Annotated in this window: 11 protein-coding genes; 7 read left to right on the top strand and 4 right to left on the bottom strand. The window is 53.2% G+C overall.

The features are described from left to right. Positions 1–116 precede the first annotated feature (116 nt). The 7 genes from BTM36_RS04070 to BTM36_RS04040 are packed head-to-tail and all read left to right on the top strand — an operon-like array spanning position 117 to position 11707. The gene (locus BTM36_RS04070; protein WP_217349547.1) at positions 117–1238 is read left to right on the top strand and encodes a DUF262 domain-containing protein; all 1122 of its coding nucleotides are present in this window, start codon (positions 117–119) and stop codon (positions 1236–1238) included. Then, positions 1235–1972: an MAE_28990/MAE_18760 family HEPN-like nuclease gene (locus tag BTM36_RS04065; RefSeq protein ID WP_139347055.1), complete on the top strand. Its 738-nt coding sequence runs from the start codon at positions 1235–1237 to the stop codon at positions 1970–1972. Before BTM36_RS04070 ends, BTM36_RS04065 begins: the two co-directional genes overlap by 4 nt. 23 nt (positions 1973–1995) lie before the next feature. Continuing rightward, entirely contained in the window at positions 1996–3198 is a 1203-nt protein-coding gene (locus BTM36_RS04060) for a restriction endonuclease (RefSeq protein WP_217349546.1), read from the top strand. 8 nt (positions 3199–3206) lie between these two features. Beyond that, a complete protein-coding gene (gene drmA / locus BTM36_RS04055; protein ID WP_077235317.1) occupies positions 3207–7190 on the top strand; it encodes a DISARM system helicase DrmA in 3984 nt (1327 codons plus the stop codon). Positions 7191–7192: 2 nt separating this feature from the next. Further along, entirely contained in the window at positions 7193–9052 is a 1860-nt protein-coding gene (drmB, locus tag BTM36_RS04050; protein WP_077235316.1) for a DUF1998 domain-containing protein, read from the top strand. Next, positions 8967–9815 (top strand): DISARM system phospholipase D-like protein DrmC, encoded by an 849-nt coding sequence (drmC, locus tag BTM36_RS04045; protein WP_254426913.1) that lies wholly within the window; start codon positions 8967–8969, stop codon positions 9813–9815. Before drmB ends, drmC begins: the two co-directional genes overlap by 86 nt. A 53-nt stretch (positions 9816–9868) precedes the next feature. Continuing rightward, positions 9869–11707, top strand: a complete 1839-nt coding sequence (locus BTM36_RS04040; RefSeq protein ID WP_217349545.1) for a DUF262 domain-containing protein — start codon at positions 9869–9871, stop codon at positions 11705–11707. A gap of 234 nt (positions 11708–11941) precedes the next feature. Here the strand turns inward: BTM36_RS04040 and BTM36_RS04035 are convergent, their stop codons facing one another. Genes BTM36_RS04035 through BTM36_RS04020 form a run of 4 tightly spaced genes read right to left on the bottom strand, consistent with a single transcriptional unit; the run spans position 11942 to position 17442 of the window. Continuing rightward, complete coding sequence (locus BTM36_RS04035; protein ID WP_077235314.1) at positions 11942–13759, bottom strand: TniQ family protein; 1818 nt, start codon at positions 13757–13759, stop codon at positions 11942–11944. Then, the gene (locus tag BTM36_RS04030) at positions 13756–14727 is read right to left on the bottom strand and encodes a TniB family NTP-binding protein (protein WP_077235313.1); all 972 of its coding nucleotides are present in this window, start codon (positions 14725–14727) and stop codon (positions 13756–13758) included. Before BTM36_RS04030 ends, BTM36_RS04035 begins: the two co-directional genes overlap by 4 nt. Then, positions 14724–16727, bottom strand: coding sequence for a Mu transposase C-terminal domain-containing protein (locus BTM36_RS04025; RefSeq protein ID WP_139347054.1), 2004 nt, complete (start codon positions 16725–16727; stop codon positions 14724–14726). The genes BTM36_RS04030 and BTM36_RS04025 overlap by 4 nt, the downstream gene beginning before the upstream one ends. After that, complete coding sequence (locus BTM36_RS04020) at positions 16690–17442, bottom strand: TnsA endonuclease N-terminal domain-containing protein (protein ID WP_168189739.1); 753 nt, start codon at positions 17440–17442, stop codon at positions 16690–16692. Before BTM36_RS04020 ends, BTM36_RS04025 begins: the two co-directional genes overlap by 38 nt. Positions 17443–17985: the final 543 nt, after the last annotated feature.

The raw sequence follows: 17985 nt of genomic DNA, 5'->3' as shown, positions 1-17985 counted from the left end.
CAACCTCTACAGAAACAGCGCTGCCGTTCTGATCGAAGAGGTGGCCAACGCATGGGCCTCCAATGCGTCTGGCTGTAGATCACGCCGCCCCCATATTGATCACGCAGAGGAATGACATGGAACAGAATGAGCAGATGAATCTCATCGATGCGTTTAGCGCAGAGCAAAAAGATGAAGCAGAGGCGCAGATTTCCCTTCGGCAAAAGGAAACTGACTTTGACATTCGCGAGTACCCCGTAGAAGTCATTGTCAAAAAATTCACCGACAAGATCGAAGGTGATAGAGCTGAGATATTTGTCCCTGATTACCAGCGCGACCTGGTGTGGAGTGAGGCTCAACAATCTCGATTCATCGAGTCGATTTTGTTGAATTTGCCGATCCCTTATTTGTACGTAGCGGATATAACTTCGGGAGAGGACGCTGGCCGACTTGAGATCGTCGACGGCTCGCAAAGAATAAGAACCCTGGTGCGCTTCATGGGTAACGAACTGAAGCTCGATCGGCTTGAAATACTGGACAAGCTGATCGGTTTTCGTTTCAAAGATCTTCCCCTGCCCAGACAGCTTCGCTTCGGCCGCAAAACCCTTCGCATGATCGAACTCATCGAAGTTGATGAGGAGGCAAGACGGCAACTTTTTGATCGACTGAACAGTGGCGGATCAAAACTGGAAGATATGGAAAAACGAATGGGGTCTCGCGACGGTCAATTCCTGACGTTCATCAGGCGCCTGTCCGACATTCAGGAATTCAAAGACCTGTGCCCGATAAGCGACGCTCGCGTAAAGCGCCGCGAATATCCAGAACTCGTGCTGCGATTTTTCGCCTACCGGGATCAATATGAGAATTTTGACCGCCGCGTAGACGAGTTCCTGGACAATTACCTCGACGACAAGAATCAAAATGGCTTTGACAGCGCCACCTTCGAGAGCAGCTTCATGGGGATGCTTTCATTTGTTCGTCAGCACTTCCCCTATCAATTTCGTAAGAATGCAAATAACTCGTCGGTGCCTCGCATAAGGTTTGAGGCGATTGCCATTGGCGTTGCACTTGCCCTCGCTGAAAACCCGAATATTCAGCCCGGCAATATGGATTGGCTGGAAAGCGAAATGTTCCGCTATTTGACTCGGTCCGACGCAAGCAATTCGCGCCCTCGGGTAATCAATCGAATTCATTTTGTTAGAGATAGCTTGCTTGGCCGAGAGATCGCATGGGCCAATGGGGTCGAACCAACGGTATGACCACATCAATCCCAGCAATGGTTGGCGCAGAGGAGACTTATAACTCTCGCTGCCGTGAGATCGAGCGCTTCTTCGAAATGCTGCAGTTCATGAGAGACAACCGGGATTCAAGGTTGTGCGGCGAGCCATTAGATGGGGAGCATTCGAACACCTATGTTGTTGGCAGGGACCTCGAGAAGACACTGCGAGCTTCCGCCTATTTGATGCTGTACAACTTGGTGGAAGCGACGATGACAAATGCGATAGATGCCATACACCAACACATCGCGGATGAGCAGGTCGGCTTTGATGAGCTCAAAGAGGATGTGAGAAAAATTGCCATCAAGGGTCTTCGCAAAGCGGTGTCGTCGGATACGCCATCTGAATTGCTCAATGCGACCATACCGATATCCAGCGCGCTGATCTGGCTCGGCTTTGATAAAAAAGACCTGTTTTCCGGCAATCTGGATGGTCGCCTGATCAAAGACAAGGCAAAAGAGTACGGATTCCAGCTTGCCGATCATGACAAAGCGGCTTCGCGTGATGGCGTCAGGCTTCTCAACGTCAAGACAAAACGAAATGAATTGGCTCACGGCGGAATTTCATTTGAGGATTGCGGCCAAGACACTTCCGTAGATGAGCTTGTTGCCATTTTCGATGAAATCAAAATATTCATCAAAGCCGTACTGGATGGCGTCTCTGAATACTTGTCAACTAGAGGGTATCTACATCTTGCAACTATCGGTGCGAGATAGCACTTCTTGAGGGTGGATGGTCGGTGATCAAAACAGTTCAATTCGAAAACATTTCCACTGCGGATCTAGTGGTCGATGCCATTTATGAAAGCAGTTCGGACGGCCAACTGTCCGGAGAGCCCATTTCTAAGCTATTGCCCGGTTCTGGAAACATGGGCGGTTTTCGTGTATCGGGCCGAGGTGGCCGCAAGAACTGGGTGGTGCTTTTCACAACAGGTGAGGATCGAGACTGGCCAGATTCGTTGGATTTGAACACTGGCAAGTTCATATATTTTGGTGACAACAAAACCCCAGGCCACGAACTGCATGACACCCGAGCGGGTGGCAACAAAGTGCTGCGGCACGCCTTTGCGATGCTGCACGATGATGTATCACCTCGCGTAGATGTCTCACCCTTTTTCATTTTCAAGAAACATCAAATCAAGAATAGAGTTCGTTCAGTTCAGTTCAAAGGCTTGGCCGTTCCTGGGTTCCCAGGTCTGTCGGCAACAGAAGATTTGGTGGCAGTTTGGAAATCCACTGATGGGCAGCGTTTTCAGAACTATCGTTCAACGTTCACGATTTTGGATGCACCCGTCGTTTCGAGGGCCTGGGTCGCAGACTTGGCCGCTGGCAATGCAAACACAACCAATGCCCCCAAAGCCTGGCAGGACTGGGTGACGACAGGCATCTATAACCCACTGGTTGCTGAACCAACGACCGTAATCCGATCGGTTGAACAACAAACACCCAATACGCCATTGAAGGCGTCGATTTTGGAATGTGTTTGGACACATTTCCAAGATACACCGATTGCTTTTGAAGCGTTTGCAGCGCGCATTTATCAGATGACAGATTCAAGGGTCATCATTGATGAAATTACTCGTGGAACGATTGATGGCGGACGGGATGCGATCGGTCGGTACTTGCTGGGCCTTCCTGATGATCCGGTATATGCCGAGTTTTCGTTAGAGGCGAAGTGTTATCGGCCACCAATAAACGGTGTGGCGCCCAATACGGTCGGCGTGAAAGAAGTTTCCCGCCTTATCTCTCGCATTCGCCATCGACAGTTTGGCGTGTTAGTGACGACATCACTAATCGCAAAGCAGGCTTATGAGGAGGTACGGGAAGACCGGCATCCGATCTTATTTATTTCTGGGCGAGACGTCGCCGAGATATTGATCGCCAACGGTTTCAATACCGTAGAGCGTGTAGCAGCCCTTCTGGCCAGTGAGTTTCAGGTTTGAGGATCGTCATGTCAGAGCAAATACAAAATAAAAGCCCCAATGCATGGATCGCTGTTGATCATGGCCTTGCTACCGATTTCACACTTGCACCCTATACGTTGTGGTTAAAAGGTGAGCGTTCGCTGTATCAAGCCATCGCCGATGACGATTGGGTGTTGATCCTGAACGTCGCTGGCCACATCACGCGGGTCGGGCGGGTACTGCGGGTTCGTTCTGATCTGGAGACCACCACGATCTACTTCGACCGCATGCTGTTGGTCGATTCGCCGGTTCCGGTAGGCCTCACGTCGCTCACACCGCCGTCCTCCGGCAGCATCGGCCGTATTCAATGGACTGACTTTCTGGAGTCGCTCCCCAAGGCGCTGCACAAGACCATCGCCGACGTACCGACCATCGAAGATCAGGCCTATATCCGCGAGCTGCTGCAACTGGCCGCGATAGACGACCTGCTCGGCCCCGCTGGCGGCCCCCGCGAACGCATCGTCGACATGGGTGTGCGGGATCGCTACCTGGTTGGCAAACTGGCCCCGCGTGAGGCCGCACAGGGCGGCGTCGAGGGGTTGGACGGGCCACTGGCCAATGACGACTTTGAGCCGCCCACGGAGGCCAAGACTCCGGGACGTCACGAGCCGGGCGCGGAGTTTGGAACAGCCACCGGGCGTGTGGAGCCGGAGTCGGATTCGGCTGACGAAATCGACGCTGCCAGCAACCAGTCGTTGGTGCCCAGCAGCCTCGGCATGACCTTCTGCGTGGACGGCGACGCCGACCGGATCGAGATCGAAGCGCGCTGGGGCCGGTACGAGCGGCTACCGAATGATGAGCATGAACTGCTCAAGACCAACGGGCAGAAGGCCAAAGTGTGGCAACGCATTCCTTGTGGCGGCAAGATCGTGCTGCCGCTGACCGAGGGCGTGATTCCACATCAGGCTCCCGACAACGAGTTTCCCGAAGTGCGCGTGCAGGGCTCCATTCGCGCCAAGAATGCCAACGGCGATCGACTGGTCACTCTGTTCCTTGTAAATGCACAGGAAGAGCCGGACACCAACCGCGATACGGCGTGGGTGTTCCAGCCCGAGCTGATCGTTCGTTCGGAGAAGGACGCCGCCAAGCGCGCCATCTTCCGGCGAAGGTCAGTGCTGGACGCAGACGGTATGGACCCGGAGCGTGAAGCACTGGAGATGATCTATCGCAACCGCGTCGAATTCGCCGTGGGCCATGGGGTCGCCGTCCACGCCGAAACAGCAGACGACGTGACGCTGGCCACCGAGGTGCGCACCACGGTGATGCCACAGTACGAGGTGCAAGTAACGGAGACGCCGGGCCTCAATCCATCCGATCGCCCGGCGATGCGTCAGATGGTTAGCAGCGGCCTGCTCGATATGCAGCGACTGGCGACCTTGGACATCGACCCGCTGGTCGATGCCTTGAATACATTGACCGGCGACTACGCTGCGTGGATCGATGAACAGCGCGCTCGGGTCGGTACCGAAGTGAGCGGCTACGACACGCAGTCGCATCAGGCGATGGATCGTTGCCAAGAGATCCACACGCGCCTGCAGCAGGGTATCGACACGCTGAAGGGCAATGAGAAAGCGTTGGCTGCCTTTCGCTTCGCCAACCGTGCGATGGCCACGCAACGCGTGCGCAGCCAGTATGCGTTGGCCATGCGTCGGGGTGAGGGTGTCACCCTCGACAAGTTCGATGTGCTGAAGAACCGCAGTTGGCGTCCATTCCAGTTGGCGTTTCTGCTGCTCTCGATTCCGTCGTTGGCAGATCCGAGTCACCCGGATCGTGTCCAGCCCGTCGAGGCTTATGCCGACCTGTTGTGGTTCCCCACCGGCGGTGGCAAGACCGAGGCCTATTTGGGCGTGGCCGCCTTCACCATGGCCATTCGGCGGATGCAGGGCAATTTTGGCGGGTTCGACAGCTCGCGCGGTTTGGCCGTGATCATGCGTTACACGCTCCGCCTTCTAACGCTGCAGCAGTTCCAGCGCGCCACGGCACTGATCTGCGCGATGGAGGTGTTGCGGCGCGAGGCGCTGGACAAGGGCGTCAAATCTCTCGGCACGGAACCTTTCACCATCGGCCTCTGGGTTGGCAACAAGGTCACCCCGGGCACGACCGAGGACAGCCACCGCGCCATCGAGGATGTGCGCAATCCGGGCAAATACAACGCAGGTGCGGCATCACCCGCGCAGCTGACGAGTTGCCCGTGGTGCGGCTCGGAAGTAGCCCCCGGGCGCGACGTCGAAGTCGACAAGGGCGCGGGTCGTACCTTTGTCTATTGCGGCGACAAGAAAGGTCGCTGTGACTTTTCCAAGAGCAAGTCCAGCAAGCAGCCACACCCGGGGATTCCGGTACTGGTCGTGGACGAAGAGATCTACCACCGCCCACCCACCATGATGATCGCTACCGTGGACAAGTTCGCCATGATGGCTTGGCGTGGTCAGGTGCGCACACTGTTTGGTCGCGTGGGCCAGGAGTGCGAGCGCCACGGCCTGCTTTGGCAAGGAGCCGATTGCAATGGCAACCACCAAGCGGGTAAGGGCTTTCCTTCATCGAAGGTGAAGACCATCAACCCGATTCGTCCGCCTGACCTGATCATTCAGGACGAGTTCCACCTGATCAGTGGGCCGCTGGGCACTATGGTCGGCTTGTATGAGACCGCCGTGGATGAACTGTGCGGCTGGACGCTTGATGGCAAAACGGTTAAGCCGAAGATCATCGCTTCGACGGCAACGGTACGAAAAGCCAAGGAGCAAGTGAACAACGTCTTCATGCGTCGCGTTTCTGTGTTTCCCCCGCATGGACTGGACGTGGAAGACAACTTCTTCTCGGTGCAACGCCCGATTGAAGAGAAGCCGGGACGGCGCTACCTCGGCGTGTGCTCCCCCGGCAGTTCACGCCCAGCAATGCTGATCCGCGTCTACACCGCTTTCCTGACGGCAGCACAAGAACTGTTCTATCACTTTGGAGAGCCCGCTGACCCGTACATGACCATGGTCGGCTACTTCAATTCCCTGCGTGAATTGGGCGGGATGAAGCGGCTGGCAGAGGATGATGTGCAGACACGTTCCTACCGCGTGCAGATGAGCATGGTGGAGCGCCCCGCATTGGCACAACGTAGCATCAGCAATATTCGCGAGCTGACATCGCGGGTATCGAGCCAGGACATTCCCAAGTACCTCGACAACCTGGAGGTCAAGTTCAAGTCCGAGTTCGACACTACCACCGGCAAGTATGTGACCCGCTGGCAGGAAGGTGACACCCGCGCCATTGATGTGGTGCTGGCGACCAACATGCTGTCGGTAGGTGTCGACGTGAATCGACTCGGCCTGATGGCAGTGAACGGGCAACCCAAGGGAACCGCCGAATACATTCAGGCCACCAGCCGTGTCGGGCGTTCCTTCCCGGGCTTGGTCTGTACGGTGCTGACTTGGGCCAGACCGCGTGATCTGTCGCATTACGAAACCTTCGAGCACTACCACGCCACGTTCTACAAACACGTCGAGGCGCAATCAGTAACGCCATTCTCGCCACGCGCGATGGATCGTGGTCTGACGGGCTCATTGTTGAGCCTGATGCGTCTGGAGAACAATGCGTTCAGCCCGAACGAAGGCGCAGGCCAACTGAGCACGTCCAATCAGGCCGAGATCGTCGATGCCATCAAGGTGTTGGCGACTCGTGCGGGCAATGTCGCCGAAGACAACGCGCGTAAGCAGCTGGCTGAGGCTGAACTGAAAGAGCGGGCCGACGAATGGGCAAAAGAAGTCAGCAAGGGCGGACGAATCTTGGCCTATGAGAAACGTGGCCCCGAAAAAGACAAAACCGTGGCATTGATCAAGTCACCGGGACTTCAAGCCTGGGATAACTGGACCGTACCGATGTCGATGCGGGAGGTTGAGCCCGGCGTGCGTCTGATCATGAACACGAGCCATATCACGGACGATCACGATTGGAAGCCTCGTCCCGCAACGAAAGATGAGGATTGAACATGATCATCAACAACAAAACACCAGTCGGCGAAGTACGTCCCAGTCAATTGCTGTGGACTTATGGCCCCGGTGCGCTGATCGACCTGCCAAGCCTGTCCGTAGTGACGCTCGGCATCGACAGATGGGAAAAGGATCGCTGCCAGCCGATTCGAGAGGGACGGCTGCTTGCTGCCGTTCGGAAGGTTCTGGGGGCACAGGTCGAGAACCTGCGGATGCCGCCATTCCAGAAGAGTGAACTCGTCGATGTCTGGTCGGCAGAGGCCAATATCGGCGTTCCCGTCCGGCCGTTCCCGCGCTGGATGCGATGCGTGAAGTGTGGCCTGCTGTCGCCCTTCGATGCCGGTCTGTTCGAGATCAAGGAGAACCGTTTCAGGCCGGAACGAACCCGCTTCGTGCACAAAGGCTGTCGTGGCTCCAAGGGCGACCAACCGGCCAAGGATGCGGATGCCGTCCCCGCCCGTTTCCTGTTGGCCTGCCGCGACGGGCACCTCGACGATTTCCCTTGGCACTACTTCGTCCATGGCGGCAACAGTTCGTGCAAGGGCACGCTGCGCTTCTTCGAGAGCGGCGCATCGCTGCAAACCGAAAACCTGTGGGTGAAGTGTGATGCCTGTGGGGCCTCCCGAAGCATGGCGCACGCCTTCGGCAAGGCAGGAAAAGAGAATCTGCCGGGTTGTCGAGGGCGGCACCCTCACCTTGATCACTTCGACCATGAATGCGATGAAGAGGCTCGCGCCGTTCTGCTGGGTGCCACGAATAGCTGGTTCCCCATCACGCTCTCGGCGCTCGCGATTCCTCAGACCAAAGACCCGCTCAGTCAGCTGATTCAGGACGGCTGGGAGTTTTTCGAAGATCTCGATTCCGAAGCCGAGGTGTCGGTGACAGTGAAAACACTGAAGAAGACCGGGGTGCTACCTGGAATCGACAAGTACGCTGTAGCCGCGATTTGGACGACCATTGAGGCGCATCGTTCTGGCGGCGGACAGGATGCCGTGGGTGAGGCCGATATCAAAGGACCCGAGTGGGATGTGTTGACCGAGGCCAACCCGCCCACGGACTACCCGCACTTCATGAGCAAGAAGGTGGGCACGCCACAGGGACTCGGTGCCCATATCAGTCGAGTCTTGCTCCTTGAGCGTTTGCGCGAGGTGAATGCGCTGCTTGGCTTTACTCGAGTCGAAGCGCCAGAAGAATCAGGCGATCCCAATGAGCGTCCACAAATGGCCAGTCTGTCGCGCAGCAAGCCAGACTGGGTTCCAGCCAACCAAGTTCACGGTGAAGGAATTTTCATCCAGTTCGATGAAGCTACGCTCGTCGAGTGGGAGGCTCTGGATGGTGTGAAGAACGCCGACCAGATGCTCCGTGGTGGTCATAGGGGATGGCGCAATTCGCGTCATCTCGACCCAAAGGAAGGCTACCCAGGTATTCGCTATGCAATGCTACACACCCTGTCCCACTTGCTGATTCGCGAGCTGGCCCTGGAGTGCGGGTACAACGCCGCGAGCATTCGTGAGCGCATCTATGCCGATACATCGGGCGATAGCCCACAGGCGGGCATCCTCATCTACACGGCAGCAGCCGATTCGGACGGCACGCTGGGCGGCCTCGTCGATCTTGGCAAACCAGAAAACCTTGGTCGCCTGCTGAAACAAGCGCTGAATCGCTCGAAGATCTGCTCCTCTGATCCTCTCTGCTCGGAACATGATCCAGAAAAGGATCGATCACTGCATGGTGCTGCCTGTCATGCGTGCAGCTTGGTGGCGGAGACGTCTTGTGAGCGAGGAAACCGCTATCTGGATCGATCGCTGCTCGTACCAACACTCGAACGCGCTGACGCTGCTTTCTTCAAGGGTTTCTGACATGGATGAACTCTTGGATGCCATTGCAGCCTTGGTCTCTCTGGTCTCGCCGGAAAAGGTGCAGGCCGTTGCCGCTCGTGTTCGTCGAACTGAAGCCAGCAAGGCCGCAACGACGTTGCCGAGCGTGGTGGGAACCCCTGTGGCCAGCACCGTGGTCGAGCAACTTGCCGCCGCCTGGCAAAACACCGAGGTTGGTTCAGACGAACTGGCATTGATGCTTCTCGCTGCCAGCCATGTCTACACCAAAGCCGCTTCAGAGCAATCCACCGAGCTCGTGTGGACTGGCCCGACGACGCCTTTCGTTTCGGCGCGTCGAACAGAGCAGGCACTTCTGCAGGTCATCAATTCCGCTGAACAGTCGTTGTTCATAACCAGCTTCGTGGCCTACGACGTCTCGACCATCGTCAAAGCCTTGAATGCCGCCAATGAACGCGGAGTGAGCATCACTATGTTGCTGGAGTCCTCGCAAGGCCATGGCGGCAGCATCAATATCGACGTCATTGGCAAGATGCGAGGCTTGGTGCCCGGCGTACAGCTCTATGCATGGTGCGACAAGACTGGTGATTTTGCCGATGGCCGCGTGCACGCCAAAGTCGCAGTCGCGGACAAGACCGCCTGCTTCATCACCAGCGCCAATCTCACCGGCTATGCCATGGAGAAGAACATGGAGGCAGGCGTACTCATCTCCGGAGGACGCATCCCCAGACTGCTGGACGACCACTTGCGATCCTTGGTCGACACGAAATTGGTCTCCCCCGTTTGATGACGCTGCGCGTTGGGCATCCTCTGGGCTTGTATTGGAATAAGGAATCTTGAATGTCAGGCGAGTACGAAAAGGCCATTTCTATCGACAAGGCAATCCAGAATATTGTCTCGCGCCGGTATCTCCTGCCCGCGATACAGCGGAAATTCACATGGAGCACATCTCAGATCGAAGTGCTGTTCGATTCGATCATGCGCGGCTATCCCATCAACACCTTCATGTTCTGGGAGGTTACAGATGCGGAGGTCAAGAGCAACTTCCGCTTCTACCAGTTCCTTGAAAAATACTGCGAACGTTTCGGCGAGAACAATCCTGACTTCGATACCAAGGGGCATGGGAACTTCCAGGCCGTCATTGATGGCCAACAGCGCCTTACCTCGCTGTACATCGGCCTGAAAGGAACCTACGCGTACAGGTTACCGCGTAAGTGGTGGCCGAAGACTCAAGACGATTCCGTTTTACCCCCGAGGCGGCTCTATCTGAATATCGCTGCGCCCTTGGACGAAGAGCGCAACGAGGAGATGATGTCTTATGAGTTCTTCTTCCTGACAAAACAAGAGCGTGAGAAAGCCACCGACGGGAAATGCTGGTTTCTTGTCGGTGACGTGCTAGATCTCGAAGAGGCAGAGACTGCCGATCAGGTGCTGGACGTAGTCATGGCCTACCTTGAGAAGGTTGGCATGTCGTCGAACGCATATGCCAGAAAAACACTGACGCGGCTCTATTTCGCCGTTCGGCGCGACACCCTGATTCATTACTACAACGAGACCAGTCAGAAAATCGACCACGTCCTGGATATCTTCATTCGCACAAACCACGGCGGTACGCCACTGTCCTTCTCCGATTTGCTGATGTCGATTGCCATCGCAAACTGGAAAAAAGATGCGCGTCAACAGATCGACGATCTGGTGGACAAGGTCAGGTTTGGCTCCGACATGGAGTTCTCGATTGATCGTGACTGGATATTGAAGGCGGCACTGGCGTTGACGGATGCCGACATCCGCTTCAAGGTCGAAAACTTCGCCGGTGCGCAGGTTGCCAGAATCGAGAGCGAATGGGACGAGATCAGCGCCTGCATCTTGGAGACGTTCCGACTGATCCGATCGTTCGGCCTAAACGACGCATCTCTACGTGCAAAGAATGCAGCCATTCCCATTGCCTACTACCTGTATCACAAGGGGCGCGACGCCTCAGTTGGCAAGAAGGGGATGTTCTCAAGCATCAACAAGCAAGCGTTTCACGTTCAAGATCGGAAACTGATCCGACAGTGGTTGCATATGTCCCTGCTCAAGGGCGTTTTCGGTGGCCAAGGCGATGCACTGCTGACAAATTTGCGCAAGATTATCAAAACCAATATGGCGGCGGGTTCATTCCCACTGGCGAAGATCATCGAAGACTACCGGGGGCTTAGCAAGGATCTACTTTTCGATGATGACTTCATCAGCCGATTGCTTAAAACCCAGAAAGATGATGCGTCGTGCTTTTCCATCTTGGCGTTGCTCATGCCGGATCTAGACTACACACGGGCACTACAGAAGGATCATATCCATCCAGCGGCATCTTTCAGCTTGGACAGGCTGGCTCAGTGCGACTTTTTGAAAGGGAAGCCAGAGGCGCTGCAGTTTTTTCTGAACCGTGAAAACTGGAATAGCATCGTCAACCTCCACCTTTTGGAGGAATCCAGAAACAAGTCGAAGCAAGACCGGCCATTCGTTGATTGGTTTAAGGAACAAGCTGGCCTCAGCCTTGATGGACTCCTAATCCCCGGAGACGCACCACTTGATTTTGCGTCGTTCCGAACCTTCGTTAAAAAACGATCCCAGCACCTGTCGAATATTTTTAAGGAACTGGGGAAACTAGGGCAGTCTGTGGACGCGAATTCAACTCTGTGAATATGGAAGTGAGATGGCGGTTGCTGTCAGGCCAATAGCTAATCCTGGCTGAGGCCATGGTGACCTACGTTGTTCCCGTATATCTGCGCTCTGACCATGGTCCGGAAACGATCTCCAAGAATCTTCCGCGCTGGTTTTAAGGGAGAATTACCGGAGCAACTCACTCTGACAACTCAAAGAGGCAGCTTTGCACGCTCTGTACGCGCCAAATATACTCAATAATTAATCCACCATCTATAGACCAAGTGCGGCTCGAACAATGTCATACCGAAACTCGGTCAGTTTTTTCTCCATCTCTTCAATGTCTTTCCTCAGATAGAAATATTGTCTGCATCCATCAATTTCTGGACCAATAACCGGATCGACGCGAAGCTTACGCTTCAGGTATCTGGGAGATGTTTTTCTTTCTCTCGCTAGATGTGCAAGCGAAACATATTTGGATAAAAAATTTGATAGATCTCGCGCGTCGACGCCACGATAGATATGACCACGCCGCACAGCAACGTTACTCGCAATTTTTCCTTTTTCGACGAGTTGATACACCACCTCTTCTTTAATATGAAGAACCACTGCGGCAGTCTCAACATCATAAAAATTAGCCGCCTGCTGCCCGCGCATTTTGAGCCAAGAGCTCAGTAATGCTTTATCTATCTCGATTTTCGATAAGCTAAAACTGCCCTCGCAACGGAAGGGTATACGGCCCTCACGAATTTCGTAAAACAAAGCGCACCATTCGTCGACATTAAAGCGCCAGTAGCGCAACGCAAATGAAAGTTCCACGACATCAACCGACTCCGAAATATTCTGTCGGTTCTGACTGAGTCTTTCAATAACTGTATCCACAACCTTTTCCGCGATCTTCCATCGCCTATCGCTGGTCTCGGTTGGCAATGTTACAGCCTCCAAATATCCTGCCGTAATGAGCTCGCGCACTCTTCCTTCGCTAAGTCCAAGTCGAACTGACGCCCCTTTTAAATCAAGATACTTAGTCTGGCAATTTATGCTCTTCGTCAATTCATCAACGTCGATTGTCGTAAATTTTCGCTTTCCCAACTTGGATGTGCGTACACTGGAAATCTCACCGGAGGAAATCATTCTTCTTATTTTTCTGTCGCTAACACCAAGACTTCTTTCGGCCTTAGTGATACTGATTCTACTCTGCTGAATAGCTACTGCAGGGCTAAATCTTCTGTGACGACCGTTGATTTCACCTCGCCAAGAAGCGGACAAATACCCCTCGAAGCCCTGTCGTAAAAAGGCAAATTTCTCGTCCTTTAAGTCGCGGTATAAAACCTGACTGACGTCCCCAAATACTTCCTGGATACTAATTGAGTCAGGTAAGGACGCCATTCGATCTTCCAGGAAATCCCAAAAGGTAAATGGCCAGGTTCCTAGCAGCGACGAAGCTTGTGTGAGCCGCCCTTTAGCGGCTTCGAGCTTGTAGCGATTAGAAGCTTTCTGAGACTCATCTGGGTTACGACTTACAAACGAAGCCAGCCCGTGTATTAAACGGCTGAGTTCTTGAATAGACAACGGTTCGTCCGCCATCGATAATTTCAACTTCCGCTGAGGTTTCTTTTTTCCAAAGTTTTTTTCAATAATTCGGGTGATAGCCAGCGCCATTTCCGACGGCGACGATTCCTTCTCTCCCTCTTGATAATTGCCCTTCGCTTGGCTCCTAGCTGCAACCAGCCAACACCTATGCCGGAAACATGCAGCCGAAATATTTAGACTCCAGTACGGCCGGATATGAGAACGTTCCGTTAGACAAAGAGGGCAAAATCTCACTTCATCTTTGTTAAAGGCGGGGGGAGAGAGATTTCGATTATCAGCTGGGAGAGCAAGCCAGCGAGGAGCTGGCGCACTAAAAGGTGGAAGACGATCCAATCCGACTACAAGCTGTAATACTTCCTCTCTGGGAACATCCTTCTTCGCAATTCTGGACCACAGTATTTTTGCGTCCGGGTAACCATTGGCACGAGCAAGCCGGTACATGTATCCCATAAGCGGCTCAAAATGAACAGGACGTGGTCTGACAGGTAGCATTTTCATATTTTTTTTCGCTTCCTAGAACTGAGATTTATCTCTACATCCTGGCGATGGAACGGCTCCCCAACATGATCGAGGGCGCGAAATGCAAATGCAGAATGAAACGGATTCAGTTCCTTCATTCCATCTGACCAAATATGCGTTATGAACCCGTGCTCTAAATGAGTAACGCGAAGAGCACTATCCCCCATTTGGATCAGATTCTCTACCGCACCAATCAAAAGAAGCTTCACGTAAGCTATTCGACTTCCAGTAGCAAAGTGCAGGCGTAGGCCCATTTCGCCCCAGGTATAAGGATCTCTTTCTAGTTTTACCGGCAAGGACTTTACGAGTGATGTAAAAAGCTCAAGGCTCTCTGCTTCATTAGCCTCATTCTTCCCAGATCCAGCGGCAAGCTTTAGAGTCCTAGTGAAGCGACGCCTGAGCTGCTCGTTAACATGAAGAAGGTGATGAGCGCGAGGTAGGCCCATCATCGTGACCGGCGTTTTTAGGGCATCCATAAAAGCCTTGAGCCAATCGCCCACAAAGTATTGGGTCTGATTTTTCCCTCTGTCCTGAATGTGCTGCGCTTCATCAATTATTAGCATCTCCACACGACAGGAACGAGCCAAATCTACCGCTCTCGCGGTCTTTACTGATACGGTTCCCTGGGAGGGAGCGGGATCGCCAAGCTGAGTAAGTATCGCTTCCGCTGTTCCAGCAATCGTAGCGGCTGGAGGAACGGCGGCATAGAGAACCGGTACTATTTCTCCATCAGGATGGCTTATTCTTGGATAGTTCTGGACAAATAGATTTGCTAGTGTTGTTTTTCCTGAACCGCTTTCGCCAGTGATTAGCAGATGCTGCGAAACTCCTGTTTTACGGAATGTCTCCAGATTTTCGATCATTTTATTAAAGGCCTTCTCGAAAGCAGGAAACATCAGGTATGAATCGTCAAGCGAATAAATGAAAGACAGTAGTTTTTCCATCATTGGCTCGATCCATTTCTCTCTGTCACCTGAATAAGTGTATATTTACCTTGAGGGGCGTCATCGCTCACGGCCTGGCTAAATCTTTCCGAAGAGTTTTTTGGCGAAGTTTTCGCAGGCTCAAATTCTCTGCCAGGGTGCGAACTGGTCTTTCCGTTTATGCGAGCAGCTAACTTACGATTCCTTTGTTTTCTGCTTTTCATCAAATCTTCAATGGATTCAGCCAATTCGATCCTCGCTTTCATAAGCTCAAGAGGATTTTCGGCCGATTGACCTTTTTCATGGAGAATCTCGGTCAGACACTGATGCTGGAATAGCGTCAGTCCACGTGCGTACTCGACGTCAACTGCGGGAACAGTAATAGACTCCGACTCATGAGGCGGCCATACTTCCACCGCCCCCATGTCTTCTGGGTCATAGACGACGCGCACACGAACTCCTCTGCCATGAAGTCGTAAAACAGTGGTGAGCAGGTCACAACTGTATCTAATTCCAAAGAGCGACAAGCCGTCATGCCGTAACGAACGGTCAAGTGATTTTCCGATTCGCTTTCGCAGAACTGCATTGGACGGCGGTAGCATAGGCTGGCGTCTGCGCATACCTTCGAGCCATTTAGCGTATGGTGTGGTACCTATTCCTCGATGGATCGTCTGCCCGTAGTCATCAAGCAGCCATTTTTCAAACACATGCTTAAACTCGGAAAGAGTGAGCAGCGCATGTTTCTGCGGGTCGTAGTCTCCCCTCTTCTCCATACGGGCCATGCTCGTGCCGGGCAGCTGATGCGCAAATGAATAGTTGATCGTCTTCAGAACACGCTCTACCCGTCCCTTAAACTGAGGAACACGGGTAGGGCACAACTGCAAGGAGATTCCAAAGTCGAGGGCAACACGCTCCAAGTCTGTGCCCAGGAATTCAAGACCATTGTCGAGAACGAGGCAATCCATCAATCCGTAACAAGGCCAGGTATTTTTCACACTCAAGGACGGAATAGCTGGAACAGCTGATTCCTTAGGGAGAATCGCATGCCTTAGCGTAGCAAGTACTGCAGCGGCAGACGTTCCCCCATAGCTCAAGTAATATCCCAAGATCATTCGACTATAGCAATCTAGGGCTACAGTTAGCGTCGGACGACCCAAAGGAAGCCAAGTTCTGTCATCGATAAGAAAGAGATCCAAGGGAGTGTGATCCATCTCGATCCGCTCTAAAATGTCTTTAACGGGCGTAACCGCTCTTGTGACACGTAGCTTCCTATCGGCAGTAACCTTTCCTTCGCGCATTCGAACTCTGTCGTGAACCTCAACTCTGTGCAGAAATCGAAAGAGCGTGCGGCGAGACGGAATTTTTAATTGCTCTGTTTCGTCCAAAAATGAGTTTGCCCTTGAAATCTTTGCTGCAAGTAGTGTCTCCATTGTTTTGATGGTCGCCGCTGGCGTTCGCTGATAGGCCTCCTCGATCGAGTCTCGTATAAGTTCAAGCATTTTTGGTGATTGCTTGAATTTTCTAGAACCACGCTGATCTTTTCTTGGGATCAAAGATCGGATGCTGTTCCCGGATGCTCTGTATCGCGAAATCCAACGACGAACGGAACTGATGGAGGGAGGATTTTCATCGATGATTTCACTTGCCGCATCAAGGATAGCCACCTTGAGTTCCGATACTTTAAACACTTGGTTGCCGGAATAAACAGCATCGACGTAGTGCTTTCGGCGCAGTAGCTCTTTTTTGACCTCAGTGGTGAGATCCTCAAGCGGACGGTCCCACTCCATATTTTTAAGTGGCTCAGTTCCGTTTTCCGTAGCCGCAATTCTTCCCTCACGAAATGCCTCGAGGAGAGTCTGGCGGACATGAAGCTCCACCTCACCCGTATTCATATTCTGGAGTAGTACTTGTTCGGTACCGTGCAACGCACTGATTCGTGTTGGCACTTCATCTAGGTCGAAGGTGGCACCCACCCGAATTGAAAAGTTAGCCATCGCTATTCCCCCCAGGAAGTTCAAAGTCACCAGAAATATGCTGTGCGCGAAGACGGTGATCGGAAATCATGCATGTCTTGGTAATCCTGCTCTGCTGCGACAGAGGCAAGCTGTAATCGAGGCATATACGCCCGTCGAAGATCAAGCTATAGGGTTCAAGCCCGACTCGCTTTAATAGAGCCTCGGCGTGGGAGAGCGTAACTGGCAGATGAGGCTCCAATAGCGCCATCCCCGCGCTCATCTGCGGTCCACTCGGAGAATGGGTTTTAACCTTCGCGTAGATCGAACGAAGATTGGATCGCCACGGCTCACGTCGAATCACGGCGTCTGTCCAAACCTGGTACTTCGCCGCACCGGAAAAAAAGTAGTCGCGCAGGGTAGCAATCTTTTTAGAGACGTCATCCCGCTTCAAAGACGAGCGAGGCTTAATCTCAACGATAATTTTTTCTCCACCATGTAAGGTGACCTCTAGGTCTGGCGTGTACCGACGTAGTTGAGCCCCATCCGGGAATCGGATTGTGAATGGCTGTTCTCGATATGAAAGCACATCCGTCGCGGCTTCCAGCCAATAGAAGGCGTCGGCTTCCAACAAGCCTTCGGCATACATCATTCGCTTGTTCTTCCGGCTCGGAAATTTCACGCGAACAATCCCGCTGGATGGCGAAATTACCTTTCTTGCCCTCAATGGAGGATTGGTATCTCGAAAGGCAATACCACTCTTCAGCCTGTTTTCTTTCAAAAACATGCAACGCTCCCTCGCGCGAAAAACCGCCCTCATTCAAGGTTTGTTTTTGGCACGAAATTGGTTTATCTGAATTTTGTGAAAGGGGAGAGGGGCTTGCGCGTTCACTGCGAGGAGGAGATACTGATGGTGCGACCCGTAGCATCTCTTGCTACATGTGAACGGGGCTTCCTCTTGGGGGAGTCCCGTTTTTCTTTTTACATGCTGTCCTCCCTTACAAGTTCGCACATCAATTGCCGGTTTGATTTTTCATCGGTCTCATTCATTTGAAGTAGTAGCCCGATAACTGCGACCATACGAGGGCTTAACGTACCCAGGCGCGTTACGAATTGATGCGCAAGAACATACTCCTCCTTACTGGCATCATTGGGTATATCTAAGCGGCTCCTCGATAGCTCGGCTGTACGCACGAGTTCGTCCGATTCAGCTTCTGATAGTGCTAATGCGCTGGCTATCCGCATAACCTGCGTGGAATAGCCCCTTGAATCTCAGGACACGAAGACTCTCTTAAAATAGAGGATAGTCTTATGACCAGTTTTACGACTA

The organism is Herbaspirillum sp. VT-16-41 (assembly GCF_001994935.1).
Taxonomy (GTDB): domain Bacteria; phylum Pseudomonadota; class Gammaproteobacteria; order Burkholderiales; family Burkholderiaceae_D; genus Herbaspirillum; species Herbaspirillum frisingense.
The sequence above is the reverse complement of the archived record's forward strand: the minus strand, read 5'-3'. Positions and strand labels throughout refer to the sequence as shown.

Excerpts from the sequence above, each read along its gene's own strand:
- BTM36_RS04070 (WP_217349547.1), top strand. The coding sequence starts at position 117 with ATGGAACAGAATGAGCAGATGAATCTCATCGATGCGTTTAGCGCAGAG.
- BTM36_RS04065 (WP_139347055.1), top strand. The coding sequence starts at position 1,235 with ATGACCACATCAATCCCAGCAATGGTTGGCGCAGAGGAGACTTATAAC.
- drmA (WP_077235317.1), top strand. The coding sequence starts at position 3,207 with ATGTCAGAGCAAATACAAAATAAAAGCCCCAATGCATGGATCGCTGTT.
- drmB (WP_077235316.1), top strand. The coding sequence starts at position 7,193 with ATGATCATCAACAACAAAACACCAGTCGGCGAAGTACGTCCCAGTCAA.
- BTM36_RS04040 (WP_217349545.1), top strand. The coding sequence starts at position 9,869 with ATGTCAGGCGAGTACGAAAAGGCCATTTCTATCGACAAGGCAATCCAG.
- BTM36_RS04035 (WP_077235314.1), bottom strand. The coding sequence starts at position 13,759 with ATGAAAATGCTACCTGTCAGACCACGTCCTGTTCATTTTGAGCCGCTT.
- BTM36_RS04030 (WP_077235313.1), bottom strand. The coding sequence starts at position 14,727 with ATGATGGAAAAACTACTGTCTTTCATTTATTCGCTTGACGATTCATAC.
- BTM36_RS04020 (WP_168189739.1), bottom strand. The coding sequence starts at position 17,442 with ATGTTTTTGAAAGAAAACAGGCTGAAGAGTGGTATTGCCTTTCGAGAT.